The organism is Pseudomonas sp. TNT3, assembly GCF_010095445.2.
Taxonomy (GTDB): domain Bacteria; phylum Pseudomonadota; class Gammaproteobacteria; order Pseudomonadales; family Pseudomonadaceae; genus Aquipseudomonas.
Window position 1 is genome coordinate 24104 of the sequence record NZ_WFGV02000031.1, and the last position, 25274, is coordinate 49377.

31 protein-coding genes and 1 pseudogene are annotated in these 25274 nt (G+C 59.6%); 13 read left to right on the forward strand and 19 right to left on the reverse strand.

Annotation, left to right across the window (positions count from 1 at the left end; translation table 11 throughout):
• Positions 1 to 341: 341 nt before the first annotated feature.
• The 4 genes from ftsY (at position 342) to rpoH (ending at position 4516) form a co-directional block, all read left to right on the forward strand.
• Positions 342 to 1862 carry a signal recognition particle-docking protein FtsY gene (gene ftsY, locus GBC55_RS18235; protein WP_162439368.1) on the forward strand — a complete coding sequence of 507 codons (1521 nt, stop codon included), beginning with the start codon at positions 342 to 344 and terminating at the stop codon, positions 1860 to 1862.
• Positions 1859 to 2530: a cell division ATP-binding protein FtsE gene (ftsE, locus tag GBC55_RS18240; protein WP_095164552.1), complete on the forward strand. Its 672-nt coding sequence runs from the start codon at positions 1859 to 1861 to the stop codon at positions 2528 to 2530. The genes ftsY and ftsE overlap by 4 nt, the downstream gene beginning before the upstream one ends.
• Positions 2527 to 3549 carry a permease-like cell division protein FtsX gene (gene ftsX / locus GBC55_RS18245; RefSeq protein WP_162439367.1) on the forward strand — a complete coding sequence of 341 codons (1023 nt, stop codon included), beginning with the start codon at positions 2527 to 2529 and terminating at the stop codon, positions 3547 to 3549. Before ftsE ends, ftsX begins: the two co-directional genes overlap by 4 nt.
• A 112-nt stretch (positions 3550 to 3661) precedes the next feature.
• The gene (rpoH, locus tag GBC55_RS18250; RefSeq protein WP_007897890.1) at positions 3662 to 4516 is read left to right on the forward strand and encodes an RNA polymerase sigma factor RpoH; all 855 of its coding nucleotides are present in this window, start codon (positions 3662 to 3664) and stop codon (positions 4514 to 4516) included.
• Between the two features lie 189 nt (positions 4517 to 4705).
• Here rpoH and mtgA read toward each other — a convergent pair whose 3' ends face one another.
• Positions 4706 to 5428: a monofunctional biosynthetic peptidoglycan transglycosylase gene (mtgA, locus tag GBC55_RS18255; protein WP_162439366.1), complete on the reverse strand. Its 723-nt coding sequence runs from the start codon at positions 5426 to 5428 to the stop codon at positions 4706 to 4708.
• Positions 5429 to 5502: 74 nt separating this feature from the next.
• Here mtgA and GBC55_RS18260 point away from each other — a divergent pair, with 74 nt between their 5' ends.
• From GBC55_RS18260 to trmB, 4 genes are all read left to right on the forward strand, one after another.
• Positions 5503 to 5874 carry a DUF423 domain-containing protein gene (locus GBC55_RS18260; protein ID WP_162439365.1) on the forward strand — a complete coding sequence of 124 codons (372 nt, stop codon included), beginning with the start codon at positions 5503 to 5505 and terminating at the stop codon, positions 5872 to 5874.
• A gap of 215 nt (positions 5875 to 6089) precedes the next feature.
• Positions 6090 to 6290: a sulfur carrier protein ThiS gene (thiS, locus tag GBC55_RS18265; RefSeq protein ID WP_162439364.1), complete on the forward strand. Its 201-nt coding sequence runs from the start codon at positions 6090 to 6092 to the stop codon at positions 6288 to 6290.
• 60 nt (positions 6291 to 6350) lie between these two features.
• The gene (locus GBC55_RS18270; protein ID WP_162439363.1) at positions 6351 to 7145 is read left to right on the forward strand and encodes a thiazole synthase; all 795 of its coding nucleotides are present in this window, start codon (positions 6351 to 6353) and stop codon (positions 7143 to 7145) included.
• A 9-nt stretch (positions 7146 to 7154) separates the two neighbouring features.
• Positions 7155 to 7880 carry a tRNA (guanosine(46)-N7)-methyltransferase TrmB gene (trmB, locus tag GBC55_RS18275; protein WP_162439362.1) on the forward strand — a complete coding sequence of 242 codons (726 nt, stop codon included), beginning with the start codon at positions 7155 to 7157 and terminating at the stop codon, positions 7878 to 7880.
• Here the strand turns inward: trmB and GBC55_RS18280 are convergent.
• From GBC55_RS18280 to GBC55_RS18325, 10 genes and pseudogenes are all read right to left on the reverse strand, one after another.
• Positions 7873 to 7953: pseudogene (locus GBC55_RS18280) on the reverse strand (outer membrane lipoprotein carrier protein LolA); the annotation flags it as partial. The gene trmB and the pseudogene GBC55_RS18280 sit on opposite strands and share 8 nt — an antisense overlap.
• A 42-nt stretch (positions 7954 to 7995) precedes the next feature.
• A complete protein-coding gene (locus tag GBC55_RS18285) occupies positions 7996 to 8319 on the reverse strand; it encodes a DUF3392 domain-containing protein (protein ID WP_162439361.1) in 324 nt (107 codons plus the stop codon).
• A 22-nt stretch (positions 8320 to 8341) separates the two neighbouring features.
• Positions 8342 to 9547: a radical SAM family heme chaperone HemW gene (gene hemW, locus GBC55_RS18290; RefSeq protein ID WP_235992758.1), complete on the reverse strand. Its 1206-nt coding sequence runs from the start codon at positions 9545 to 9547 to the stop codon at positions 8342 to 8344.
• Positions 9544 to 10140, reverse strand: a complete 597-nt coding sequence (gene rdgB / locus GBC55_RS18295; RefSeq protein WP_162439360.1) for an RdgB/HAM1 family non-canonical purine NTP pyrophosphatase — start codon at positions 10138 to 10140, stop codon at positions 9544 to 9546. The genes hemW and rdgB overlap by 4 nt, the downstream gene beginning before the upstream one ends.
• On the reverse strand, positions 10137 to 10571 hold the full coding sequence (locus GBC55_RS18300; RefSeq protein ID WP_162439359.1) for a DUF4426 domain-containing protein: 435 nt from the start codon (positions 10569 to 10571) through the stop codon (positions 10137 to 10139). The genes rdgB and GBC55_RS18300 overlap by 4 nt, the downstream gene beginning before the upstream one ends.
• 26 nt (positions 10572 to 10597) lie before the next feature.
• Entirely contained in the window at positions 10598 to 11218 is a 621-nt protein-coding gene (metW, locus tag GBC55_RS18305; RefSeq protein ID WP_045059822.1) for a methionine biosynthesis protein MetW, read from the reverse strand.
• A gap of 7 nt (positions 11219 to 11225) precedes the next feature.
• Positions 11226 to 12365 carry a homoserine O-acetyltransferase gene (locus GBC55_RS18310; RefSeq protein ID WP_162439358.1) on the reverse strand — a complete coding sequence of 380 codons (1140 nt, stop codon included), beginning with the start codon at positions 12363 to 12365 and terminating at the stop codon, positions 11226 to 11228.
• A gap of 231 nt (positions 12366 to 12596) precedes the next feature.
• Positions 12597 to 13187, reverse strand: a complete 591-nt coding sequence (locus GBC55_RS18315; RefSeq protein WP_162439357.1) for a YggT family protein — start codon at positions 13185 to 13187, stop codon at positions 12597 to 12599.
• 10 nt (positions 13188 to 13197) lie between these two features.
• Complete coding sequence (proC, locus tag GBC55_RS18320) at positions 13198 to 14016, reverse strand: pyrroline-5-carboxylate reductase (RefSeq protein WP_162439356.1); 819 nt, start codon at positions 14014 to 14016, stop codon at positions 13198 to 13200.
• A 24-nt stretch (positions 14017 to 14040) separates the two neighbouring features.
• Positions 14041 to 14748 (reverse strand): YggS family pyridoxal phosphate-dependent enzyme, encoded by a 708-nt coding sequence (locus GBC55_RS18325; protein ID WP_162439355.1) that lies wholly within the window; start codon positions 14746 to 14748, stop codon positions 14041 to 14043.
• A gap of 56 nt (positions 14749 to 14804) precedes the next feature.
• On the opposite strand from GBC55_RS18325, the gene GBC55_RS18330 reads away from it, so the two are divergent.
• Positions 14805 to 15839, forward strand: a complete 1035-nt coding sequence (locus GBC55_RS18330; protein WP_162439354.1) for a type IV pilus twitching motility protein PilT — start codon at positions 14805 to 14807, stop codon at positions 15837 to 15839.
• 124 nt (positions 15840 to 15963) lie between these two features.
• On the opposite strand, the gene GBC55_RS18335 is transcribed toward GBC55_RS18330, so the two are convergent.
• On the reverse strand, positions 15964 to 16581 hold the full coding sequence (locus GBC55_RS18335; protein ID WP_162439353.1) for a C40 family peptidase: 618 nt from the start codon (positions 16579 to 16581) through the stop codon (positions 15964 to 15966).
• A 249-nt stretch (positions 16582 to 16830) separates the two neighbouring features.
• Between GBC55_RS18335 and GBC55_RS18340 the strand changes: the two genes are divergently transcribed.
• On the forward strand, positions 16831 to 17262 hold the full coding sequence (locus tag GBC55_RS18340; protein ID WP_150798559.1) for a TM2 domain-containing protein: 432 nt from the start codon (positions 16831 to 16833) through the stop codon (positions 17260 to 17262).
• A 207-nt stretch (positions 17263 to 17469) separates the two neighbouring features.
• Here GBC55_RS18340 and GBC55_RS18345 read toward each other — a convergent pair whose 3' ends face one another.
• The 7 genes from GBC55_RS18345 to gshB form a co-directional block, all read right to left on the reverse strand.
• Complete coding sequence (locus tag GBC55_RS18345; RefSeq protein WP_162439352.1) at positions 17470 to 18741, reverse strand: dihydroorotase; 1272 nt, start codon at positions 18739 to 18741, stop codon at positions 17470 to 17472.
• Positions 18738 to 19757, reverse strand: coding sequence for an aspartate carbamoyltransferase catalytic subunit (locus GBC55_RS18350; RefSeq protein ID WP_162439351.1), 1020 nt, complete (start codon positions 19755 to 19757; stop codon positions 18738 to 18740). Before GBC55_RS18350 ends, GBC55_RS18345 begins: the two co-directional genes overlap by 4 nt.
• A gap of 26 nt (positions 19758 to 19783) precedes the next feature.
• Positions 19784 to 20290 carry a bifunctional pyr operon transcriptional regulator/uracil phosphoribosyltransferase PyrR gene (gene pyrR, locus GBC55_RS18355; RefSeq protein ID WP_162439350.1) on the reverse strand — a complete coding sequence of 169 codons (507 nt, stop codon included), beginning with the start codon at positions 20288 to 20290 and terminating at the stop codon, positions 19784 to 19786.
• Positions 20291 to 20388: 98 nt separating this feature from the next.
• Entirely contained in the window at positions 20389 to 20826 is a 438-nt protein-coding gene (gene ruvX / locus GBC55_RS18360) for a Holliday junction resolvase RuvX (protein WP_090178626.1), read from the reverse strand.
• Complete coding sequence (locus GBC55_RS18365) at positions 20826 to 21398, reverse strand: YqgE/AlgH family protein (RefSeq protein WP_162439349.1); 573 nt, start codon at positions 21396 to 21398, stop codon at positions 20826 to 20828. Before GBC55_RS18365 ends, ruvX begins: the two co-directional genes overlap by 1 nt.
• Positions 21399 to 21667: 269 nt before the next feature.
• Positions 21668 to 22567 (reverse strand): energy transducer TonB, encoded by a 900-nt coding sequence (locus tag GBC55_RS18370; protein WP_162439348.1) that lies wholly within the window; start codon positions 22565 to 22567, stop codon positions 21668 to 21670.
• A 77-nt stretch (positions 22568 to 22644) separates the two neighbouring features.
• The gene (gene gshB / locus GBC55_RS18375; protein WP_162439347.1) at positions 22645 to 23598 is read right to left on the reverse strand and encodes a glutathione synthase; all 954 of its coding nucleotides are present in this window, start codon (positions 23596 to 23598) and stop codon (positions 22645 to 22647) included.
• A gap of 235 nt (positions 23599 to 23833) precedes the next feature.
• Here gshB and pilG point away from each other — a divergent pair, with 235 nt between their 5' ends.
• From pilG to GBC55_RS18390, 3 genes are read left to right on the forward strand one after another with little or no spacing between them, the layout of a single operon-like run.
• Entirely contained in the window at positions 23834 to 24238 is a 405-nt protein-coding gene (pilG, locus tag GBC55_RS18380; protein WP_027926573.1) for a twitching motility response regulator PilG, read from the forward strand.
• 57 nt (positions 24239 to 24295) lie between these two features.
• Positions 24296 to 24661, forward strand: a complete 366-nt coding sequence (gene pilH / locus GBC55_RS18385) for a twitching motility response regulator PilH (protein ID WP_162439346.1) — start codon at positions 24296 to 24298, stop codon at positions 24659 to 24661.
• Positions 24662 to 24671: 10 nt separating this feature from the next.
• Positions 24672 to 25205, forward strand: coding sequence for a chemotaxis protein CheW (locus GBC55_RS18390; protein ID WP_162439345.1), 534 nt, complete (start codon positions 24672 to 24674; stop codon positions 25203 to 25205).
• Positions 25206 to 25274 lie beyond the last annotated feature (69 nt).

The following is a 25274-nucleotide window of genomic DNA, read 5'->3' on the forward strand; positions in this document are numbered from 1 at the left end:
TTTTTAAACCTGTTGGGCTGCCCGCTTGGTCTTAGCGTCAGCGGGCGAGAGGGTGCTAGGATACTGATCCGTTTTACTGGCGGCCACGCCTATAAGGCCTTTGATCGGTCAGCAGGTTGTTTGGGTTTGCGGCGTGAACTTTGAGTTTGTCAGCTAAACTCTGCGTTTTCGCCGACGATGCCGTTCCAGTCCTTCGTATTAGTCGACCTTTGAGGTGCCGTTGGCACCTCGACAAAATGTTGCGCGTGAACAAGCTGGATCAATCGCAGTCTGTTCTGCATCGAATATTTATTTGCCGGGGCGCCCTTAGGCGCGTCGCTACCGTGAGATAGCCGTCCTCCATGTTTGGTTCCAACGACGACAAGAAGACCCCAGCTGCGGCTGGTGAGAAGAAAAGCCTGTTCGGATGGCTGCGCAAAAAGCCGCAGGAACCCGTCGTCGAACAGCCACAGCCCACTCCTGAGCCAACGCCTGCGCCTTTAATAGAAGAAGAGCCCGCGCCGATTTTCCTGCCGATAGCCGAGCCGGTACTTCAGCCAGTGGTTGAGGCTGAGCCGGAAGTGGTGGCTCAGCCATCGAAGCCAGCTGCCGAGCCGTGGCTGACGCTGCCAGTGGCGGAAGAGCCGGTGGCGCTGGTCGAGGATGATGTGGCGCCGCACGTGACGCCACCGATCCCTGCGCCAACTTCATTTACGCCTGAGCCTGTCCAGGCGCCAGTGATTGAGCCAATCGTCGAGCCTGTTTTGGTTGTGGCCGAGCCTGCGCCTGTTGCCCCGGAACCTGTCATCCCTGCGTTCGTTGCGCCCGCCGCTCCGGTGGTTCAAGCGCCTGAGCCTGCGCCGATCGTTGCTCCGGTTCCTGCTCCTGCTGTTGAAGTGCCTGTCGTACCGGTCGAAGCCCCAGCTGAACCTGCGCGCACTGAAGAAACCAAAGCCGGTTTCTTCGCCCGCCTCAAGCAAGGCCTGTCGAAGACCAGCGCCAGTATCGGCGAGGGGATGGCCAGCCTGTTCCTGGGCAAGAAAATCATCGATGACGAGTTGCTCGAAGACATCGAAACCCGTTTGCTGACCGCTGATGTCGGCGTGGAAGCCACCTCGGTGATCATCCAGCGCCTGACCCAAAAGGTTGCGCGCAAAGAACTGGCTGATGCCGATGCGCTGTACAAATCCCTTCAGGCTGAACTGGCTGCAATGCTGAAGCCTGTCGAACAGCCGCTGAAAATTGCCTCGCAGAATAAGCCGTTCGTGATTCTGGTTGTCGGCGTCAATGGCGCCGGCAAGACCACCACCATCGGCAAACTCGCCAAGAAACTGCAGCTGGAAGGCAAGAAAGTCATGCTCGCCGCAGGCGACACCTTCCGTGCGGCGGCGGTCGAGCAGTTGCAGGTCTGGGGTGAGCGCAACAAGATTCCGGTCATCGCCCAGCACACCGGTGCCGATTCCGCTTCGGTTATCTTCGATGCCGTGCAGGCCGCCAAGGCTCGTGGCATCGACGTGCTGATCGCGGATACCGCCGGTCGTCTGCACACCAAAGACAATCTGATGGAAGAGCTGAAAAAGGTTCGTCGGGTGATCAGCAAGCTCGACGCTGACGCGCCCCACGAGGTGCTGTTGGTCCTCGACGCGGGCACGGGTCAGAACGCGATCAGCCAGGCTAAACAGTTCAACCAGACCGTTGAATTGACCGGTCTGGCACTGACCAAACTCGATGGCACCGCCAAAGGCGGGGTGATTTTTGCCCTGGCCAAGCAGTTTGGTTTACCGATTCGCTACATCGGCGTCGGTGAAGGCATCGACGATTTGCGTACTTTTGAAGCAGAACCCTTTGTCCAGGCACTGTTTGCCGAGCGGGAGCGTTCATGATTCGTTTCGAACAGGTCGGTAAGCGCTACCCGAACGGTCACGTCGGCTTGCATGAGCTGAGCTTTCGAGTTCGTCGGGGTGAATTCTTGTTTGTAACCGGGCATTCCGGCGCCGGTAAAAGCACGCTGTTGCGCCTGTTGCTGGCCATGGAGCGTCCGACCACAGGTAAATTGCTGCTGGCCGGGCAAGATCTGGCCACCATCAGCAATGCGCAGATTCCATTCCTGCGGCGGCAGATTGGGGTGGTGTTCCAGAATCACCAGTTGCTGTTCGATCGCACGGTGTTCAACAACGTCGCGTTGCCATTGCAGATCCTGGGCCTGTCCAAGGCCGAGATCGTCAAGCGTGTGGATTCGGCTCTGGAGCGCGTGGCGCTGTCGGACAAGACCGACCTGTATCCGGGTGACCTGTCTACCGGCCAACAGCAGCGGGTGGGCATCGCCCGGGCCATTGTTCACCGTCCGGCCTTGCTGCTGGCGGACGAACCCACCGGTAACCTCGACCCGCGTCTGGCGGCCGAGATTATGGGCGTGTTCGAAGACATCAACCGCCTGGGTACCAGCGTGTTGATCGCCAGTCACGACCTGGCACTGATCGCCCGCATGCGTCATCGCATGCTGACCCTGCAGCGTGGCCGGTTGATCGGCGACGGGGAGGCCGGCGTATGAGTGCGACACGCACCCCCAAGGTTTCCGAGCGCGTTGCCCCGAAGGCCGCCGACCCGCAGCCGCAGAAGAAAAAACGTAACGATGATGATGGTCCGGATTTCGCGACATTGTTTCGTGCCTGGGTCGAGAGCCACCGTGCCAGCTTGCTGGACAGCTTGCGTCGATTGGGCAAGCAACCGATCGGCAGCTTCTTTACGTGCATGGTGATGGCGGTTGCCCTCAGCTTGCCCATGGGCCTGTCACTTTTGCTAAACAACGTGGAGCGGCTGGGCGGGTCCTGGCAGCGTGCAGCGCAGATTTCCCTGTACCTGCAACTCGACGCCAGCCCGACCGAGGGTGAAGCGCTGCGCGAGCAGATCAAGGGCATGCCCGGTGTCGCGGAGGCCGAATACGTTGGCCGTGATCAGGCGCTGGAAGAGTTCCAGCAGCAGTCCGGTCTGGGTGACGCGCTCAAGGAGCTACCGGAAAACCCCTTGCCGGGCGTGGTTCTGGTGACGCCCAACGAAGTCGACAAGCCCGCGCTTGAAGCATTGAGACAAAAACTTTCCGAGTTGCCGAAGGTACAGCAGGCGCAACTTGATCTAGTCTGGGTCGAACGTTTGGCGGCGATTCTCAAGCTGGGTGACCGATTTGTCTTCGGCCTGACCGTGCTTCTGGTTTCTGCATTACTTTTGGTGATAGGCAATACCATTCGTCTTCATATTGAAAACCGCCGCACAGAGATAGAAGTGATTAAACTCGTCGGCGGCACTGACAGTTATGTGCGCAGGCCTTTTCTGTATATGGGTGCGTTGTATGGCTTCGGTGCGGGGATTTTTTCATGGGGCGTTCTGGCGTTCGGCCTGGACTGGCTGAACGATGCCGTCGTCGGTCTGGCCGGTTTGTACGGCAGTAATTTTGCGCTGGCGGGAGTGCCAGTAGCCGACGGTCTGTCTCTCTTGCTTGGCGCTGTGCTGTTGGGGTATATCGGTGCATGGATTGCAGTCGCACGCCACCTGCGGGAGCTTGCGCCGAAGTAATATCATTTTGCTCGTATTGACCTTTCAGCGTTTATGGGAACTTGTTCTTCGGTTTCCGGTCAATTTTCGCAGTGCTGAACTGCACGAGTTTGTAAGTCGGAGGTTTTTTCGTATGACCAATTCTTTGCAACCTGCATATGCTCTAGTCCCAGGCGCGAACCTGGAAGCCTATGTGCACACGGTGAACAGCATTCCATTGCTGACGCCGGAGCAGGAGCGTGAACTGGCCGAGAGTCTCTATTATGAGCAGGATTTGGGGGCGGCTCGGCAGATGGTGCTCGCCCACCTGCGTTTTGTTGTGCATATCGCCCGTAGCTATTCCGGCTACGGTCTGGCTCAGGCTGACCTGATCCAGGAAGGCAACGTCGGCTTGATGAAAGCCGTGAAGCGCTTCAACCCGGAAATGGGCGTGCGCCTGGTGTCCTTTGCCGTGCACTGGATCAAGGCGGAAATCCACGAGTTCATCCTGCGCAACTGGCGCATTGTGAAAGTGGCGACCACCAAGGCTCAGCGCAAGCTGTTCTTCAACCTGCGCAGCCAGAAGAAGCGTCTGGCCTGGCTGAACAACGAGGAAGTCCACCGTGTGGCGGAAAGCCTTGGCGTAGAGCCGCGGGAAGTGCGTGAGATGGAAAGTCGCCTGACCGGCCACGACATGGCATTCGACCCGGCGGCGGAAGCGGACGACGACAGTGCTTTCCAATCGCCGGCCAACTACCTGGAAGACCACCGGTACGATCCGGCTCGTCAACTGGAAGATGCCGACTGGAGCGACAACTCCAACCATAACCTGCACGAAGCGCTGGAAGTGCTGGACGACCGTAGCCGTGACATCCTCTATCAGCGCTGGTTGGCTGAAGAGAAAGCCACGCTGCACGACCTCGCGCAGAAGTACAACGTGTCGGCCGAGCGTATTCGTCAGCTTGAGAAAAGCGCGATGAACAAGCTCAAATTGTCGATTGCTGCCTAACCGGCGAACCGGCAATAAAAAACGCCCCGATCATTGATCGGGGCGTTTTTTTACCTGCTCAAGCCCTGATCCCTGTAGGAGCGAGCTCGCTCGCGAAAAACCAAAGGGCGCCGCTGGGTTTCTGGGTTTACGGGTTTTCGTTCACGACCATCGCGAGCAAGCTCGCTCCTACAGGGGAAAGCTGGCGTGTTACTGCGCCCAAGGCGCCCGACGGGAATCGTTCAGCCCCACCAGGTAGCTATCGCCCCCCAGCTGGCTCATCTGCTGCCGAATCCAGCCTGCCCGCCGCGCAACATAGTTAGTTGGATGGCTCGCGCTCCACACCCGAGGATTTGGCAACACGGCAGCCAGCAAGCTAGATTGCTGGCGGCTGAGGCCTTTGGCGCTGACGCCAAAATGATGCCTGGCTGCGGCTTCCGCACCAAACACGCCCTCATCCCATTCGACGCTGTTCAGGTAAACCTCAAGAATCCGCTGCTTGGGCCAGAGCACTTCGATCAAGCCGGTAAACCAGGCTTCGAGCCCTTTACGCAGCCAGCTGCGGCCAGACCACAGGAACAGATTTTTCGACACCTGCTGACTCAAGGTGCTGGCACCGCGAATAGACCCGCCAAGCTCGTTATGGGCAAGGGCTTTCTGGATCGCGCCAAAATCAAACCCCCAGTGTTCCGGGAATTTCTGGTCTTCACCGGCAATGACCGCCACTTTCAGGTCATCGGAGATTTCATCCCAGGGTTTCCAGGTGCGCTGCAGGTCGATGGGTTCGCCGTCGAACCAGGATTCGACCTTGCGCTCGACCATCAAAGCCGTTCCGGGGGGCGGCACGACGCGAAAGATCAGCACCAGCAATACGCTGCCGCCCGCGAACCAGAGTACGGCCTTGGTAAATCGTCGTAGAAATAAACGCAGCATAGAGATGGCTTGGCCGAACCCATTGAGCGGGCCATTATACAGACCCTGTTGATCGAGAATGACTGGAGTTCTTCATGCTGCGTGGCTTTCTGATGCTGGCCGCTTTTTTCGGCTTCACCGGTGTCGCCCTGGGGGCGTTTGCGGCCCATGGCCTGAAAAACCGGCTGACGCCCGAGTACCTGGCGATTTTCCACACCGGTGTCACCTATCAACTGGTGCACACCTTGGCGTTGCTGGGCGTGGCTTTGCTGGCCACACAGATTCCAGGTCGCTTGATCACCTGGGCAGGCGCCTCGTTCTGCATCGGCATTCTGCTGTTTTCCGGCAGCCTGTACCTGTTGACCATGACGGGCGTCAGCAAGCTAGGAATCATCACGCCGTTTGGTGGCCTGGCCTTCCTGGTCGGCTGGTTCTGCCTCGGGCTCGCTGCCTGGAGGTTGAGCTGATCCGGGACATTGCCAATGAGCCTGAACCGGACCCGCAGGAGCCACCGCAGGCTCGGGCCGCACTCGGACGATCTTCCGATCTTTAAAGAACAGGATCAAAAGATCGCAGTCAGCGGTAGGTCCAACAGGGGGGAGCATTTCAAGACGAATGGCTTGGGTCGCCAAGTCTGATCGGGCTAGAATGCCTGCCCCTAAAAATGATGGCGGCATTCAGTATGCGCATTCAGTTGAACGGCGAATCCCTTGACCTGCCCGACGGTGAAACCGTTGCGGCCCTGCTGACCCGTCTGGAATTGACCGGACGCCGGGTGGCGGTCGAACTCAATCTGGACATCGTCCCGCGCAGCCAGCATGAACAGACCACGCTCAACGACGGCGATTCAGTCGAAGTGGTACACGCCATCGGCGGCGGCTAGTCACCGGGTCCGCAAGGGCACAGAATTTCGCAAGAACCTCACCCCAACAGAGGATTTCCCATGAGCAACGTTCGTAGCGACAAGCCCTTCGTCCTGGCCGGTCGTACTTACCAGTCGCGTTTGCTGGTAGGCACCGGTAAGTACCGCGACATGGAAGAAACCCGTCTGGCCATCGAGGCCTCGGGTGCCGAAATCGTCACCTTCGCCGTGCGTCGCACCAACCTTGGCCAGAATCCGGGTGAACCGAACCTGCTCGAAGTCCTTTCGCCGGATCGCTACACCTTCCTGCCTAATACTGCCGGTTGCTTCGACGCTACCGAGGCTGTGCGCACTTGCCGCCTGGCCCGTGAGCTGCTCGGCGGGCACAACCTGGTGAAACTGGAAGTGCTGGCGGACCAGAAAACCCTGTTCCCCAACGTGATCGAAACCCTCAAGGCCGCCGAAGTGCTGGTCAAGGAAGGCTTCGACGTGATGGTCTACACCAGCGATGACCCGATCATTGCCCGTCAACTGGCGGAAATCGGCGTTATCGCGGTCATGCCGCTGGCCGGCCTGATCGGCACGGGCCTGGGAATCTGCAACCCGTACAACCTGCAGATCATCCTCGAAGAAGCCAGGATTCCCGTGTTGGTGGATGCGGGTGTGGGTACCGCCTCGGACGCCACCATCGCCATGGAACTGGGTTGTGAAGCGGTGCTGATGAACTCGGCCATCGCCCATGCCCAGCAGCCGATCATGATGGCTGAAGCCATGAAACACGCCATCGTCGCGGGCCGTCTGGCCTACCTCGCTGGTCGCATGCCGAAAAAACTCTATGCCAGCGCCTCTTCGCCGCTGGATGGTCTGATCAAGTAAGAGCCATTGATGACTGAATCGAACGACACGCCTATCCAGCCGGAAGAAGGCGACGAGCGCCAACACCGCCGCATCAAGAGTTTCGTGATGCGCGCCGGTCGCATGACTGAAGGCCAGCAGAAAGGTCTGGAGCAAGGCACACCGCTGTTCGTGCTGCCGCTGGCCGATGCCCCGGTGGACTTCGATCAGGTGTTTGGGCGCTCTGCACCACGCTCGCTGGAAATCGGTTTCGGCATGGGCCATTCGCTGCTGGAAATGGCCGCAGCCTCGCCGGAACAGGATTTCATTGGCGTGGAGGTTCACCGTCCGGGTGTCGGTGCGCTGCTCAATGGCGTCCTGACTCAGGGACTGACCAACCTGCGGGTCTACGATTGCGATGCGATCGAAGTACTCACCCAGTGCGTGGCGGACAACAGCCTCGATCGCCTGATGCTGTTTTTCCCGGACCCGTGGCACAAGAGCCGTCACCATAAGCGTCGTATCGTTCAGGCGTCTTTCGCCGAACTGGTACGCAGCAAGTTGAAGGTTGGCGGTGTGCTGCACATGGCCACGGATTGGGAACCGTACGCCGAGTACATGCTGGAAGTGATGAACGTTGCACCGGGTTATCGCAACCTGGCAGAAGACGGCAAATGCGTCCCGCGTCCGACCGAGCGCCCGATCACCAAGTTCGAACGCCGCGGCGAACGCCTTGGGCATGGCGTTTGGGATTTGAAGTTCGAAAAACAATCGTAGGAGCGAGCTTGCTCGCGAAAAACATAAAAACAACGCGGGGCTCCAGATGCCCCGCGTTTTCGTTAACGATCATCGCGAGCAAGCTCGCTCCTACAGTGTCTTGCGATGTTGGGAATCAGCGTCGGTCGGCGACCACACCGATAAGCACCAACACCACCACCAACACCGGTGCCAGGCTGTAGTTGTTGAACTGGCTCAGGCCTTTGACGATCCACGGCGTGGCGTAGATCAATGCCGCGCCGCTGCCGACCATGCACAGCAACGCCATCATCGGCACGCGCAGGGCGCCGGCGACGCTGCCCAGGCGTTGTTCAACCCAGCCTTTGAAATCCGCACCGAACAACACCAGCAAACAGCCCACCAGCGCCAGGGCGATTTCCGAGAGGTTGCTACGGCTCCAGCGAGACACCGTGGCAAGCAGGTCGAGTATCAAATCCATTCGTTGTCCCTTAAGTCTGAAATCAGCTCAGAAATTTCTGCAGCAGGTCATTGAGAAATAGCTGGCCGCGCTCGGTGGCCGCCAGGCGTGACGGTTCGACCTGCAACAAGCCACTTTGTTCTGCCTCGAGCCGGCCTTCGGCAAGGCTTTCCACGGACAAACCCGTACGTTCCGGATACAGCCGCGATTCCACGCCCTCGGTCAGGCGCAAGGCATTCATCAGGAACTCGAATGGCAGCTCGTCATTGGTCAGCGCTTTTTCCCCTGCCTTGAAGCTTTTGGCCGGGTTGAGGTAGTCCTTCGGCAAGCGGGTCTTCCAGGTACGAACGATGCGACCGTCCGGATGGCTGAGCTTGCCATGGGCGCCGGCACCGATGCCGATGAAGTCGCCAAAACTCCAGTAATTGAGGTTATGCCGCGCTGCACGGCCGGGTTGCGCATAGGCCGAGACTTCGTATTGCGCGTAACCGTGCTCGGCCAACAGTGCCTGACCGGCTTCCTGGATGTCCCACAACGTGTCGTCTTCCGGCAGCGTCGGCGGCTGGTTCCAGAACACCGTATTGGGTTCCAAGGTCAGCTGATACCAGGACAGGTGAGTGGGTTTCAAGGCAATGGCGGTACGCAGGTCGGCCAGCGCATCGTCCAGGGACTGATCGGGGAGCCCGTGCATCAAGTCCAGGTTGAAGTTGTCGAACCCGGCCTGACGCGCCATGCCAGCGGCTCGTACCGCTTCATCACCGTTGTGAATCCGCCCCAGAGCCTTGAGTTTTTCTTCCTGAAAACTTTGGATGCCGATCGACAGGCGATTGATACCGAGAGCCCGATACGCCACGAATTTGTCCTGCTCGAACGTGCCCGGGTTGGCTTCCAGGGTTATTTCGATGTCGCTGGCAAACGGAATCCGTTGCTCGACACCTTCAAGCAAACGGCCCAACGCCTCGGCGCTGAACAGGCTCGGCGTGCCGCCACCGAAGAAGATCGAACTCAGTTCACGGCCATAGACGGCGTGCAGGTCCTGATCGAGGTCGGCCAGCAGTGCGTCGACGTATTCCTGCTCCGGCAGCACTGGGCTCGCGGTGTGGGAGTTGAAGTCGCAGTAAGGGCATTTGCGCACACACCACGGGATGTGGATGTACAGCGCCAGGGGCGGCAGCACGGGGAGTGCGGCCCGAGGCGATTGCGCGGCGCCGCCGAAGATCAGCGGCGACGCGGATGATTCATGGGTCATATCAGGCCTAGACGCTGGCGCAGCAGATCCATTGCACGGGCGCGGTGGCTGATGAGGTTCTTTTCGCTCGGGCTCAGCTCGGCGCTGGAGCAATCACGCGATGGCACCCAGAACAGCGGGTCATAGCCAAACCCGTGCGCACCGCTGGCGGCGCGCAGGATACGGCCATGCCACAGGCCTTCGCAGAGGATCGGCAGCGGATCATCCGCATGACGCACCAACGCCAGCACGCAGACGAATTGCGCACCGCGTTCGGCGTCAGGCACGTCTTTCATGGCGTCGAGCAGCTTGGCGTTGTTCGCCGCATCGCCCTGTCCGTCAGCGTAACGCGCCGAATAGATACCCGGCGCACCGCCAAGGAAATCCACCGCCAGGCCCGAATCATCGGCCAGCGACGGCAGACCGGAGATGCGCGCGGCATTGCGGGCCTTGAGAATGGCGTTCTCGACGAACGACAGCCCGGTTTCATCAGGCTCGACAGTGCTGAACTCGCCAATCGAGCGCAATTGCACCGACTCGCCGAGCATGGCCTGGAGTTCCTTGAGTTTGCCGGCGTTGTGGCTGGCCAATACGAGTTGCGTGAAGTTCATCATTCGCCGGGGAAAAGCTCTTGGTTGAAATTGATGGTGTGGATTTTATCGCCGTTCTGCACCTTGATTTCGAAAGTGCGAATTTCCTGCTGATCCACCGGGTATTGCGCGATGTAGTAGACCGCACCCTGCTCGGTAATCTGCTTGAATTTCAGCGGAACGCTTTGGCTGGTGAGGTCTTTGACCGTCCCGTTGACCTGGGCAATGAGCGGCTTGCCGTCCTTGATCACCGACACGTTGATCACACCCTGGTTCTTGCTGCGCACCAGCTCGGCCGCTTTGGCGATGTCCGGCGTCAGGAAGGTGGAGTTGAAGGTGTTGTAGTGCACCGTCACGTCGCCAAAGGTTTCCTGACGGTCGCCCTTGATGACGTCGGCGGCCATGGCAGTCACGCTCAGGCAGGCAGTAAGTAAAAACAGTGCTAGACGACTCATGTTCGTTCTCCTGGAAATGTCGTGTTTCAGACCGCGATCTTATGGTCTTGCAGCCCCGGGCTGCTGACGCGGTAGATACCGATTTCACCTAATAGATTAGGCCATAGCTTACTGGCCCACCCGTGGCGATGCTGTTGATCCACGGCAAGTCGATCAATGACCTTGGCTTCACGTTCGCGACACAGCTCTTCAAAGTCACCGAAGGTGCAGAAGTGGATGTTCGGCGTGTTGTACCAGGTGTACGGCAGGAAGTCGGAAACCGGCATCCGGCCCTTGCTGGCCAGGTACCAGCGGCAGCGCCAGTGGCCAAAGTTCGGGAAGGTGATGATGCACTGGCGACCCACGCGCAGCATTTCGTCGAGGATTCGGTCCGGGTAATGCACCGCTTGCAGCGCCTGCGTCATGACCACGATATCGAAGCTGTTGCTGGCAAAGTTGCCCAGGCCCTTGTCCAGGTCCTGCTCGATGACATTGATGCCCTTGGCCACGCACTCGGCAATGTTGTCCGGGTCGTTTTCCAGGCCATAGCCGGTGACTTGCTTGTTGTCGCGCAGCCAGGTCAGCAATTCGCCATCACCGCAGCCGAGGTCGAGCACGCGGCTGCCGGCGGGAATCCATTCCTGGATGATTTCCAGATCGGCTCTCATGGCTTTCTCACAATTTGATTCGATTCATGTAGTTGCTGAACGCCTGCAAATAACGCGGGATCGGAATCAGGAAGGCGTCATGGCCTTGCGGAGCGTCGATCTCGAGGTAGCACACGTCTTTCTTGGCCGCCATCAGGGCGTCCACCAGTTCCCGCGAGCGGGCAGGGGAGAAGCGCCAGTCGGTGGTGAATGACATCACGCAGAACTTGGCCTGTGCGTTGGCGAAGGTTTTTGCCAGGTCGTCGTCAAAGTTTGCGGCCGGATCGAAGTAGTCCAGGGCCTTGGTCATCAGCAGGTAGGTGTTGGCGTCGAAACGCCCGGAGAACTCTTCACCCTGATAACGCAGGTAGCTTTCGACCTGGAACTCGACGCTGTGGAAGTCGTAGTTGAGCTTTTCGCTCTTCAGGCCCCGGCCGAATTTCTCGCCCATGGAGTCATCGGATAAGTAGGTGATGTGTCCGACCATGCGCGCGAGCATCAAGCCACGCTTGGGGATGACACCCGCTTCCTGGAACGAACCGCCGTGGAACTCGGGGTCGGTGAGGATCGCCTGGCGGGCTACCTCGTTGAAGGCAATGTTCTGCGCTGACAACTTTGGAGCCGAGGCGATGGCCAGGCAATGACGAATGCGTTCGGGGTAGGTGATGCTCCATTGCATCGCCTGCATGCCGCCCAGGCTGCCACCGATCACGGCCGCCCATTGGCCGATGCCGAGCCGGTCGGCCAGGCGTGCCTGGCTGTGCACCCAGTCTTCCACGGTCAGTACCGGGAAATCGGCGCCGAACGGTTTCCCGGTGTCCGGGTTGATGCTGCTCGGGCCGGTAGAGCCATTGCAACCGCCAAGGTTATTGAGGCTGACCACGAAGAACTTATTGGTGTCGATCGGCTTTCCGGGGCCGATGCAGCTGTCCCACCAACCGGGTTTACGGTCGTCGGGGCTGTGGAAGCCGGCGGCGTGATGGTGGCCAGACAAGGCGTGACAGATCAGCACGGCGTTGCTCGCCGTGGCGTTCAGCGTGCCGTAGGTTTCGTAGATCAGGTCATAAGCCGGGAGCGAACGGCCGCAGGCCAGGGCCAGGGCTTCGCTGAAGTGCGCCACTTGCGGCGTCACCAGACCAACAGAATCGGGGGGAAAGGCAGTTGGCATCGACCCTGCTCTCGTTGAAATGAGGCGTAAGTCTAAAGACCGGTGGGGTTAGCGGCAAGCAAAGGGCGGGCCTGATTTCATTCAGTCAGACCGAGGCGCAGCCATCGCGAGCAGGCTCACTCCCACATTGGAATGTATTCCCCTGTGGAAGCAGCCTGACTCCCCTTTGGAATGCATTCCAATGTGGGAGTGAGCCTGCTCGCGATGAATATGCCTCGGTGAGCCTGCGTGTTACATCAGCAGGCGCAGGATTTCCGGCATCATCGTCATGGCCGCGAGGTTGTTGATCACCAGCATGTCGATCAACTTGAGCACCATGAAGGCCAGGATCGGCGAGATATCCAGGCCACCCAGGTTCGGCAGGATCTTGCGGAACGGCGCCAGGGCCGGCTCGCAGATCTGATTGACCAGTTCGGCGCCAGGGTTATGGCTGCCAGGTGCGACCCAGGACAGGATCACGCTGATGATCAGGGCGAAGAAGAAAATCTTCAGGAACAGCGCGGTGACGCCAATCAGCGACCAGATCACCAGTTGCAGCGGGTTGCCAGTGGTGCCGTAGGTCAGCAGCAGCGTCAGGGCCATCAGTGCCAGTTGCACCAGGATCGCCAACACCAGCGAAGACATGTCCAGCCCGAACATGCTCGGGATGATCCGGCGCAGCGGCTTGAGCAGCGGCTGGGTGGCTTTCACTGTGAATTGGCAGAGCGGGTTGTAGAAGTTCGCACGCACCAGTTGCAGCACGAAGCGCAGCAGCACGATCAGCAGGTACAGACTGCCGAGGGTTTGCAGCACGTAGACCGCTGCAGTGTTCAATCCAATCATGTAAGGCTCCTTATTGACCCAGTTGTTCGGCCATTTCGGCCGAGCGGTGCGCAGCGGCGCCAAGTGCTTTTTCTACCAGGGCTTCGAAACCGCCGGCCTGGAACGATTTGATGGCGGCTTCGGTAGTGCCCGCAGGCGACGTGACGCGACGACGCAATTCAGCAGCATCGACATCGCTGGCGACAGCCATGTGAGCAGCGCCCAGCGCGGTCTGCAGGGTCAGTTGCGCGGCGATCTCAGCTGGCAGGCCGAGTTTCACGCCTGCGGCGGTCATGGCTTCTATCAGCAGGAAGAAGTAAGCCGGGCCCGAACCGGACACTGCGGTTACCGCGTCCAGCTGCTGCTCTTCGTTCAGCCACAGAGCAATGCCGACGGCAGAGAGCAGTTCTTGCGCTTGCTCGCGTTGCTCGGCAGTGACTTGCCCGGTGGCAAACAAACCACTCACGCCCTGGCGCAACAGCGCCGGGGTGTTGGGCATGCAACGTACGATTGGTTGGTCGCCAAGCCAGTTGTTCATGCTGGCGCAGGTGATGCCGGCAGCAATCGAGACCACCAGTTGATTGGGCTTGAGGCTCGGACGAATAGCCTCGCACACGGCCTTCATCGCCTGGGGCTTGACCGCCAGTACGACGACGTCCGCGCCTTGAATGGCGTCTGCGTTGTCCGCGAATACTTCAATGCCGTGCTCGGCGTTCACACGAGCGCGGGTTTCGGCGCCCGGATCGCTGGCGCGGATCTGCGTGGCATCCAGACCTTTGGCACGCAGGCCGCCGATCAGGCTGGCGGCCATGTTTCCGGCACCGATAAAGGCAATACGAGTCTTGCTCATGTCAGGTCCTTATATAGAGGGGAATCAACCACGTTGTGGCTGGCTATAGTCGCGAGCGCCAAACAGGGCTGTACCGATGCGAACCCAGGTGGCGCCCATGGTAACGGCGGACTCGAGGTCATGGCTCATGCCCATGGACAGCGTGTCGAGCGGCAAGCCCAGGCTGTCTTGCAGGCTTTTGTTCAGGTCCCGCACGGCCGCAAAAGCTGCGTCCTGGGCGGTGCGGTCTTCAGTCGGTTCGGGAATCGCCATCAACCCGCGCAACGTGATCCGTGGCAGCTCGCTGATGGCCTTGGCCAGGGCCGGAAGGTCTTCCGGTGTGCAGCCAGACTTGCTGGCCTCACCGCTGACGTTGACCTGAATGCAGATATTGAGTGGAGGCAAATCGGCAGGACGTTGTTCGGACAAGCGTTGTGCGATTTTCAAACGATCCACAGAGTGCACCCAGGCGAAGTGCTCGGCGATAGCGCGAGTCTTGTTCGATTGAATGGGGCCGATGAAGTGCCAGATCAAGGGCAGGTCGGCCAATTCGAGCTGTTTGCCCAAGGCTTCCTGCAAGTAGTTCTCGCCAAAGTCGCGGAGCCCGGCGGCATACGCTTCGCGCAAGGCTTCGGCGGGCTTGGTTTTGCTCACGGCCAGCAGCTGAACGCTGTGCTCATCGCGTTGCGCGGCCTGTGCAGCAGCGTGGATGCGTGAACTAACCTGAGCGATGTTGTCTGCTATCGTGGACATTCAAGAGGCGCCAGGGTCTGTGGTTTGGCGGCATTCTACTGGAATTGAGGAGCGCTATGGATATCACTGAGCTGCTGGCCTTCAGCGCGAAACAGGGCGCGTCCGACTTGCACCTGTCTGCCGGGTTGCCACCGATGATTCGCGTCGACGGCGATGTGCGGCGCATCAATTTGCCTGCACTGGACCACAAGCAGGTGCAGGAGCTGATCTACGCGATCATGAACGACACCCAGCGCGTGGACTTCGAGAAGCATCTGGAAACCGACTTTTCCTTCGAAGCACCCGGCGTAGCACGCTTCCGGGTCAATGCCTTCAACCAGAATCGCGGTGCAGGCGCCGTGTTCCGGACCATTCCTTCCAAGGTGTTGAGCATGGAAGACCTGGGCATGGGCGAGGTGTTTCGCAAGATTACCGAGGCGCCTCGTGGCCTGGTGCTGGTGACCGGCCCGACAGGCTCCGGCAAGTCCACGACCCTGGCGGCAATGATCGATCACCTGAACAATCATCGCCACCACCACATCCTCACCATCGAAGACCCTATCGAATTCGTCCACGAATCACGCAAATGCCTGATCAATCAGCGTGAAGTCCACCGTGATACCCGCAGTTTCGCCACCGCCCTGCGTTCGGCACTGCGCGAAGACCCGGATGTGATTCTGGTGGGCGAAATGCGCGACCTGGAAACCATTCGCCTGGCGCTGACCGCCGCCGAGACCGGTCACCTGGTCTTTGGCACGTTGCACACGACGTCGGCGGCGAAAACCATCGACCGCGTGGTGGACGTTTTTCCGGGGGATGAGAAGTCGATGGTGCGGTCCATGCTGTCCGAGTCATTGCTGGCGGTGGTGTCGCAGACATTGGTCAAGAAGATGGGCGGGGGGCGGATCGCGGCGCATGAAATCATGTTGGGGACATCGGCGATCCGTAACCTGATCCGCGAAGACAAGGTGGCGCAGATGTACTCGTCGATTCAGACCGGCGGGAATCTGGGGATGCAGACGCTGGATATGTGCTTGAAGGAGCTGGTGACCAAGGGCTTGATCAGTCGCGAGCATGCGCGGGAGAAAGCGCGGTCGCCGGATAATTTCTGAGAATTGGAATTCGGGACTGTGGCGAGGGAGTTTACTCCCGCTGGGCTGCGAAGCGGCCCCAAAAACAGGCCTGCTGCGCAGTCCAGCGGGAGTAAACTCCCTCGCCACAAATACCCGCTTCGGATCAGCGCTGAACCACCTGAAGACCGCTTTTCTCTTTCGGCAGAACCCGCTTGGCAACCACGTAGTGCTTTTCCCAATACGGCTTGTTCAGCGTATCGATGCTCACCGACTTGCCACGACGAGGTGCGTGGATGAAGCGGTCGTTGCCCAGGTAGATGGCAACGTGATTGACCCGACGACTCTTGATGTTGAAGAAAATCAGGTCGCCTGGCTTCAGATCCTTGCGATCGACTTTCTCGCCATGACCACTGGCCATGGCGTTTGAAGTACGTGGCAGGTCAAAAGTGGCATCGTTAAATGCGTATTTCACCAGGCCGCTGCAATCGAACCCTTTACTTGGGCTGCTGCCGCCCCAACGATAAGGTGTACCGAGGACGTTGACGGCACGGCTCAGCACATTGCTGCTTTCCTTGCTCGCCATCGGCGGAACCAGGCTGCTTTTGCTGGTCAGTTGCGGTGCGCGGTTGGCGGTTTTCTTGTTTTTGCTCGAAGGAGCAGAAACATGGGATTTTGGGGTGTAACCATTAACGTTTGGAAGACGTTGCTCACGATTGGTGGCGTGGGCGGCCAGTGGCATTAACAGGCAAATGGTTAGCCATGTCTTGAAAAATGGACGCATTAGGCAAGGCTCATATAGGTGAACGCGCAACTTTATAACAGCTTTTTTGTCCTTTTTTGGCCCGTTGGTCGATTCAACCTGGGGGCAACGGAACCAAATAAGCGGCAAATTGACGCGATTGTCGGACAGAAGTCTGGTGTTATAAGGCTTTGGCGGGAGTGAAGGTATCACTTGCCATACGTCGGCCACCTGTAAAAAAGTCACAAAGATTTAAAGAATATTTATCTATCGTGTGATTCGAGGTCATTCATGAACACCTATCAACACCCCGTTCCACATCAAGACACCCACAGCAAAGTGATCGGATACCTGCTGTGGATTTTGGGTTTCACCGGGGCTCACCGCTTCTATTACGGCAAGCCGGTGACCGGGACGATCTGGTTTTTTACTTTCGGTTTGCTGGGTATCGGCTGGCTGATCGATTTGTTCCTGATTCCAGCCATGGACCGTGAGGCAGACCTGCGTTTCACCGCTGGGCCAATCGAATACAACGTGGCGTGGATTCTGCTGACGTTCCTGGGTGTGTTCGGTGTGCACCGGATGTATCAGGGGAAGTGGATCAGCGGGTTGCTGTACCTGGTGACGGGCGGGTTGTTCTTCCTGGGGGTTTTGTATGACTTCTGGACGCTGAATGATCAGGTGTCGATTCGCAATGCGCAGAACAGAGGCGCTTTCCAGTAAGCCATCGCCAGCAGGCTGGCTCCCACAGGGGATATGTGTGGTTCACAGATCCCCTGGCTCTAACAGGGGATTTGTGTTGCTCACAGATCCCTAGGCTCCCACAGGGGGTTTGTGTGGTTCACAGATCCCCTGGCTCTAACAAAGGATTTGTGTGGTTCACAGATCCAGTGTGGGAGCTAGCCTGCTAGCGATTGGGGCAACCCGGTATCAAGCCTGATGGCTGATTCGCCCATCCACCAGGGTGTAACGCACAACACTCGGCAAGCTGTGCCCAATGAACGGGCAGTTATCGCCCTTGGACAGCCAGGTCTCGCCCGCAACGGTCGAGGCCGCCGGGTCGAACAGCACAATGTCTGCTGCCCCGCCCACCACCAACTTGCCCGCAGGCAAACGCAATGCCTCGGCCGGTCCGGCGCTCAAGCGTGCCAGCAACGTTGGCAGATCCAGCAAACCATCCTCTACCAGCGTCATCGCCAGCGGCAGCAGCAGTTCAACGCTGCTGATACCCGGCTCGGTGGCGCCGAACGGTGCCAGTTTGGCGTCTCGCTCGTGGGGCTGGTGATGGCTGGAAATCGCCGAAATCACCCCTGACTTCACCGCGTCACGCAGGCCATCACGGTCGGCGCGTGTGCGCAGCGGTGGCTGGACGTGATAGAGGCTGCTGAAATCGATCAGCGCTTCATCGGTCAGGATCAACTGGTACAAGGCGACATCGGCGGTCACCGGCAGTCCGCGCGCCTGGGCTTGAGCGATCAGGGCCACGCCGCGAGCGCTGGTGAGCTGGCTGAAGTGCGCGCGCACGCCGCTTTGCTCGACCAGCAGAAGATCCCGGGCCAGGGCCACGGTCTCTGCTGTTTCCGGAATACCCGGCAAGCCGAGGAAGCTGGCGGTCGGGCCTTCATGGGCCAGGCCGCCTTCAGCCAGGTCATGGTCCTGAGAGTTGAAGATCACCGTCAGGTCGAACGTTGCCGCGTATTCCAGCGCCCGGCACAGGGTGCGGGTGTTGCGGAAGCTGTCCAGGCCGTTGCCGAAGGCGACGCAACCGGCATCGCGCAGTGCCACGAGCTCCGCAAGCTGTTCGCCCTCCAGGCCTTTGCTCAGAGCGCCGATTGGAAAGACTTTGGCGTTGCCAGCCTCACGAGCGCGGTCGAGGATCAGTTCGGCGACTGCCGAGGTGTCCAGCACCGGCTTGGTTTTCGGAGGGCAGCACAGGCTGGTCACGCCGCCAGCTGCAGCGGCGCGGGTTTCGCTGACAATCGAACCTTTGCGGCTATAGCCCGGTTCGCGCAGGGCGACGTTCAGGTCGACGAGACCCGGGGCGGCCACCAGGCCTTGTGCATCGATGGTGTCGACCGCGACGAAACCGGCAGGCGCGGCGCCAATGGCGACGATTTTGCAGGCTTCAACGTGGATATCAGTCACTTGATCCAGACCACTGACTGGATCGATCACGCGTGCGCCGAGAATGCTGAGCTTCACTGGGCGTTCTCCTGCTCGAATTGGCCTTGTTCGAATTGACGTTGCGCTGTCTGTCCGCTCATGGCCATCGACAACACGGCCATACGAATGGCGATCCCGTAGGTCACCTGATTGAGAATCACCGAGTGCGGACCATCGGCCACCGCTGACTCGATTTCCACCCCGCGGTTGATCGGCCCCGGGTGCATGACGATGCAATCCGGCTTGGCCCCGGCCAGGCGTGCGGTGGTCAGGCCGAACAAGCGGTAGAACTCGCCTTCGCTTGGCAGCAGGCCGCCGGTCATGCGTTCGCGCTGCAGGCGCAGCATGATCACCACATCGACGTCCTTGAGCCCTTCGGTCATGTCGGTGTAGACCTTCACGCCGTATTGCTCGACGCCAATCGGCAGCAGGGTTTTCGGCGCGATCACGCGGATGTCCGGGCAACCCAGGGTTTTCAGCGCCAGCATGTTCGAGCGCGCAACCCGCGAGTGCAGGATGTCGCCGACGATGGCTACCGAGAGATTTTCGAAACCGCCCTTGTGTCGGCGGATCGTCAGCATGTCGAGCATGCCCTGGGTCGGGTGGGCGTGACGGCCGTCGCCGCCGTTGATGATTGCCACTTGCGGGCAGACATGCTCGGCGATGAAGTGCGCCGCGCCGGAATCACCGTGACGCACGACAAACATGTCGGCGGCCATGGCCTCCAGGTTGCGCAAGGTATCCAGCAGGGTTTCGCCCTTGCTCGCCGACGATGTGGACACGTTCAGGGTGATCACGTCCGCCGACAGCCGCTGAGCGGCCAGTTCGAAGGTGGTGCGGGTGCGGGTAGAGTTCTCGAAGAACACGTTGCAGACGGTCTTGCCGCGCAGCAACGGGACTTTCTTCACCGCCCGGGCGCCGACTTCAAGGAACGAGTCGGCGGTGTCGAGGATTTCCGTCAGAAGCTCGCGGCGCAAACCGTCGAGCGAGAGGAAGTGGCGCAGCTGGCCCTGATCATTGAGCTGCAGCGGGCGCTTGGTGTCTAGAGGCGTCATCGCGAGGGGACTCTCAATAGGGCGAATTAAAGGGCGAGGTCTTGCAGTTCAAGCACAAGCGGCGACGGGCCGGACAGCTTCACCCGTTCGTGGGCGGCCAGTGACAACGTCGCGCCAACCACATTCGGGCGGATCGGCAGCTCGCCGGCGTCCAGGTCCAGCAGGCAAACCAGGGTCACGCTGGCTGGACGGCCGTAGTCAAACAGTTCGTTCATCGCGGCGCGGATGGTGCGGCCACTCATCAGTACGTCGTCGATCAGCACCAGGTCCTGGCCTTCGATCTCGAAGGGCAGCTCGGACGGCCGTACTTGTGGGTGCAGGCCGTTCTGGCTGAAGTCATCGCGGTAGAAGGAAACATCCAGGGTGCCGAGGGGCGAATCGCTGCCCAGCTCTTCAAGCAGCGCCTGAGCGACCCAGATGCCGCCCGTGCGAATGCCGATGTAACGGGGTTCGCTGATGCCGCGGTGTTCCAGGTGCGCCTTCAGACGGATCGCCATCTGGCTGATCAGTTCGGCGGGATTGGGCAGGCTCATGGTTGCTCCTTCTTGGGCCCGAGCCGGGTGTGCGTCATGTCATGGCTCGGGTTGTAGCTAAGAGAGACGGGCTAACGGCTCTTCAGGATTGGGTGCGATCAGGATTCGAACAGGGCGCTGTTTTCGTCGAGCCAGCCTTGCAGCAACAGGGCGGCGGCGATGGCGTCGACCGGGTTGTCGCGGTAACTGCCTTTTTGGCCGCCGCGATCACGCCGTTCGCCCTTGGCTTCAAACGTCGTCAGGCGTTCATCGTGGGTATAAAAGGGCAGGTTGTAGCGGCCGTTCAGGCGGCGGGCGAATTTTTCCGCTCGCAAGCACATGTCGCTTGGCGTGCCATCCATGTTTAAGGGCAAGCCGACCACCACAGCGTCAGGCTTCCACTCCTTGATCAAGGCTTCGACCTGATTCCAGTCGGGAATACCGTTTTGCGCCTTGAGGGTACACAGCTCGCGAGCCTGGCCGGTAATCACCTGGCCGACCGCAACGCCGATCTGTTTGGTGCCGTAGTCGAAACCCAGAATCAACCGCAGGGCCATCAGGCGTGCCCCGCCTGGCTGGTCAGCAAACTCAGATTGATGCCCAGGTGCCTGGCCGCTGCTTCAAGGCGCAGTTCACTGCTGGTGTTGAACAGAATGTCGGCATTGAACGGGCAGGTCAGCCAGGCGTTGTCGGCCAGTTCGGCCTCAAGCTGCCCGGCTTCCCAGCCGGCGTAACCCAGGGCAATCACGCTTTTCGCAGGTCCGACACCGTCGGCGATGGCGAAGAGCACGTCCTGGGAGGTCGACAGGGACAGCTCGCCTTCCAGATCAACGGTCGCCTGGTAGCTCTGTCCTGATGGATGCAGGACGAATCCGCGATCGGTTTGCACCGGGCCGCCAATGAAAATCGGTACGTGGCGGCAGAGCGCTGGCGGTTCGATGTCTGGGCGCAATTGCTCGAGAATCTCCGCCAGGTTCAGGTCTTGCGGACGGTTGACCACCAGCCCCATGGCACCACTGGCCGTGTGCTCGACGATGTAGGTCAAGGTATGGGCAAAGTTCGGGTCGGCCATGTGCGGCATGGCGATCAGGAAGTGATGCTTGAGGTAGCTGGGGCTGACGTTTTTCATGAGCGCTAGTGTGGCGTTGGAGGGGCGAACTGACAAGCTGGGGATGCCGCAATTTGGCAGCCAACACCTCTCGAATGTGGGAGTGGGCGTTTGTGGCGAGGGGATTTATCCCCGTTGGGTCGCGCAGCGACCCCAAGCTTGCAACTCCGTTGGATCTGACAAAACGCATGCAATAGCTTTACGACTGCTGCGCAGCCGAACGGGGCGCTGCGACGTTTCGCTAAATCCCCTCGCCACACAAACCCGCTCCCACAAGGGATTTGTGGGTGTCAATTACTGGACAACCTATCCCCGCGCGCAAACTTCCACGTCCGAATGATCTCCAGCCGGTCGATGTCCGACAAATCACCGCTGAACGGTGAAAACGGCGCTGCCAGCCGCACGATGCGCTGGGCTGCCTGATCCAGCAATGGTTGCCCGGAGGATTCCAGCACCAGCACTTCATACAGCGAGCCATCGCGGTTGATCGAGACCATCAGGCGCAAATTGCCGTAGATCTGCTTGCGGCGTGCTTCGTCCGGGTAATTGAGGTTGCCGATACGCTCGACCTTCTTGCGCCATTCGTCCTTATACCAGGCACCTTTGTCGCGCATGGTCGAGGCGGCGCTCAAGCGATGGATGCGTGGCCGCTTGGCGTACAGCTGTTGTTCGTTGGCCAGTTCCGCTTCCAGGCTGGCAATGTCGCTGGACAGCTGCTCAGTGTCGAACGTCGGCGCAGCCACCTTGGGTTTGGTGTCTGTCTTGGGGGCTTCGGTTTTGGTCGGGGCTTTTTTCGGCTTCGGTGCGACGGTTGTCACGGCAGCCTTGGGCGGCGCTTCCTGGGCTTCAGGCTGGGCGGCCGGCGGAGGCGTGACTTTCTGCACTTTATTGTCCTGGAATGGCGCGACCTCAGTGGTCTTGGGGATGGCCTTCTTGTCCAGGGTGCCGCTGCCTTGCTGATTGTCCTGCGCGAGGAAATCGGCTTTCTCAGGCTTCTTTTCGCTTTTGAAGGTGGCGAGGGTGATTTCCAGGGTTTTGCTGATCTGCTTGGGTTCGACCATGGTGAACCCGACGCCCAACAGCAAGGCCAGGTGAATCAGCGCCGCGAGAAACAGGGTAAATCCGAGGCGATCGGCCGGGCGCACACCACGGTGGGCGAGTTCGGCGGGCAGATCGGACGGAAGAGTCATAACTAGAAAACCAACATCGCGTTTTTCACAGGCCGCGCATGATAACGCAATGTTGGTGATTTCCTGGCTGTTCTATATCAACGAGCCTTGAGCTTCTGATCGATGGCATCCATCAGCAGGCCGCCGATATCGGTGCCGAATGCATTGTCGATCTCGCGAATGCAGGTCGGGCTGGTGACGTTGATTTCGGTGAGGTGTTCGCCGATCACGTCGAGGCCGACGAACAGCAGGCCTTTTTCCCGCAGGGTCGGGCCGACTTGCGCAGCGATCCAGCGGTCTTTTTCACTCAGCGGGCGGGCTTCGCCACGACCACCGGCGGCCAGGTTGCCACGGGTTTCACCGGCGGCCGGGATACGCGCCAGGCAATAATCAACCGGCTCGCCGTCGATCATCAGGATGCGCTTGTCGCCATCCTTGATTGCCGGCAGGTAAGCCTGGCCCATGATCTGCTGGGTGCCCAGTGCCGTCAGGGTTTCCAGGATCACCGAGAGGTTTGGATCACCGGCGCGGTGACGGAAGATCGAGGTGCCGCCCATGCCGTCCAGCGGCTTGAGGATCACATCGCCGTGCTTGGCGGCGAATTCACGCAACACATCGGCGCGACGGCTGACGACGGTCGGCGGTGTGCACTGCGGGAACAGCGTGGCGAACAGTTTTTCGTTGCAGTCACGCAGGCTCTGCGGCTTGTTGACCACCAGCACGCCTGCGCGCTCGGCTTGTTCGAGCAAGTACGTGGAGTACACGAACTCCATGTCGAACGGCGGATCCTTGCGCATCAGGATCACATCCAGATCGCTCAGCAACGCGTCAGTCTCGGCTTCCAGCTCGAACCACTTTTCAGGGTTGGCGAAGACTTTCAGAGGCCGCATCCGCGCCCGCGCTTCGCCTTCTGCCTGATACAAATCGCGCTGTTCCATATAGAACAGTTCCCAGCCGCGCTTCTGTGCGGCCAGCAGCATGGCCAGCGAGCTATCCTTCTTATAGGAAATGCCGGCAATAGGATCCATGACAATCCCGACGCGAACGCTCATGGGTTTTTCCTCGAAATTTGGGGGGCCAAAGGACCGTATAAAAGTGGCGTCAGAGTGGCGCTGAGTGTGTTCCCGGTCAAGGAAAAACCACTGCGCAGGCTGGCCGATAGATTGGTATTGGAGACTGTGCTAAAAAGACTGCCAAGCAGTACTGGCCCTTGAGTATCAAGGGTTTCGAGCCTCCGGTGGACCGGAAACGGACAATTTGATTCGCAAAGGCGACGGTAGAGCAACTATGGATCAGCATTCCAGCGCCTTGAAGGTCATGGTGATCGACGATTCGAAGACGATTCGCCGCACCGCCGAAACGTTGCTGAAAAACGTGGGCTGCGAGGTCATCACGGCCATCGACGGTTTCGATGCGCTCGCCAAGATTGCCGACAACCATCCTGGCATCATCTTCGTCGACATCATGATGCCGCGTCTGGATGGTTATCAGACCTGCGCTTTAATCAAGAACAACAGTGCATTCAAGTCCACGCCAGTGATTATGCTGTCGTCGAAGGATGGCCTGTTTGACAAGGCAAAGGGGCGCATCGTCGGCTCCGACCAGTTTCTGACCAAGCCTTTCAGCAAGGAAGAACTGCTGAACGCGATCCAGGCCCATGTACCGGGTTTCGCCGCCGTTTTGCCGCAGTAGGACACGCACAGTGACGCTCGGCCAACGGGCCTGGCGTCGACAAGAATGGGGAAAACCATGGCACGTATTCTGATCGTCGATGATTCGCCGACCGAAATGTACAAACTGACCGGCATGCTGGAAAAGCACGGTCATGAAGTGTTGAAAGCCGAGAACGGCGCCGACGGCGTAGCCCTCGCTCGTCAGGAAAAACCCGACGCCGTGCTGATGGACATCGTCATGCCCGGCCTCAACGGTTTCCAGGCAACCCGTCAGCTGACCAAGGATCCGGAAACCGGGCACATCCCGGTCATCATCATTACCACCAAGGATCAGGAAACCGACAAAGTCTGGGGCACACGCCAGGGCGCCAAGGACTACCTGACCAAACCGGTCGACGAAGACACCCTGATCAAGACCCTGAACAGCGTGCTGGCCGGTTGATCTGACCGCCATGACCGAATCACTGACTGCCTTCGAATTGCTGCTGCAGATCGATCAGCGTTGTCGGCTGCTGGTAGCGGACTTGCCGTCCCAGCCAACCCGGCAGGACAGCTGGAGCGGTATCGGCTTCCGCCTGGGCGAGCACTGGTATGTCGCGCCCATGAGGGAAGTCAGCGAAGTTCTGCCCGAGCCGCGGCTCACTCAGTTGCCAGGGGTGAAACCGTGGGTGAAGGGTGTCGCTAACCTGCGCGGCCGACTGCTGCCGGTCATGGATGTGTGCGGCTTCTTCGGTGATGAATTGTCGGCGGTGCGCAAGCAACGACGCGTGTTGGTGATCGAGCACAGCGATGTGTTTGCGGGGTTGATGGTTGATGAGGTTTTCGGCTTGCAGCACTTTGCCCAGGACAGCCTGGAGCCGACAGGTTTCATCAACGGACCGATCGCACCGTTCATCAAAGGCAGGTTTCAGCGCGAGCAGAACTGGCAAGTATTCAGCCCGTTTGCGCTGGTGCAGTCGCAAGGTTTCATGAACGTAGCGCTGTAAACACGACCGCCTTATGTAGCAGCTGCCGAAGGCTGCGTTCGAGGGCAAGCCCTCGCAAAATCGGGCAGT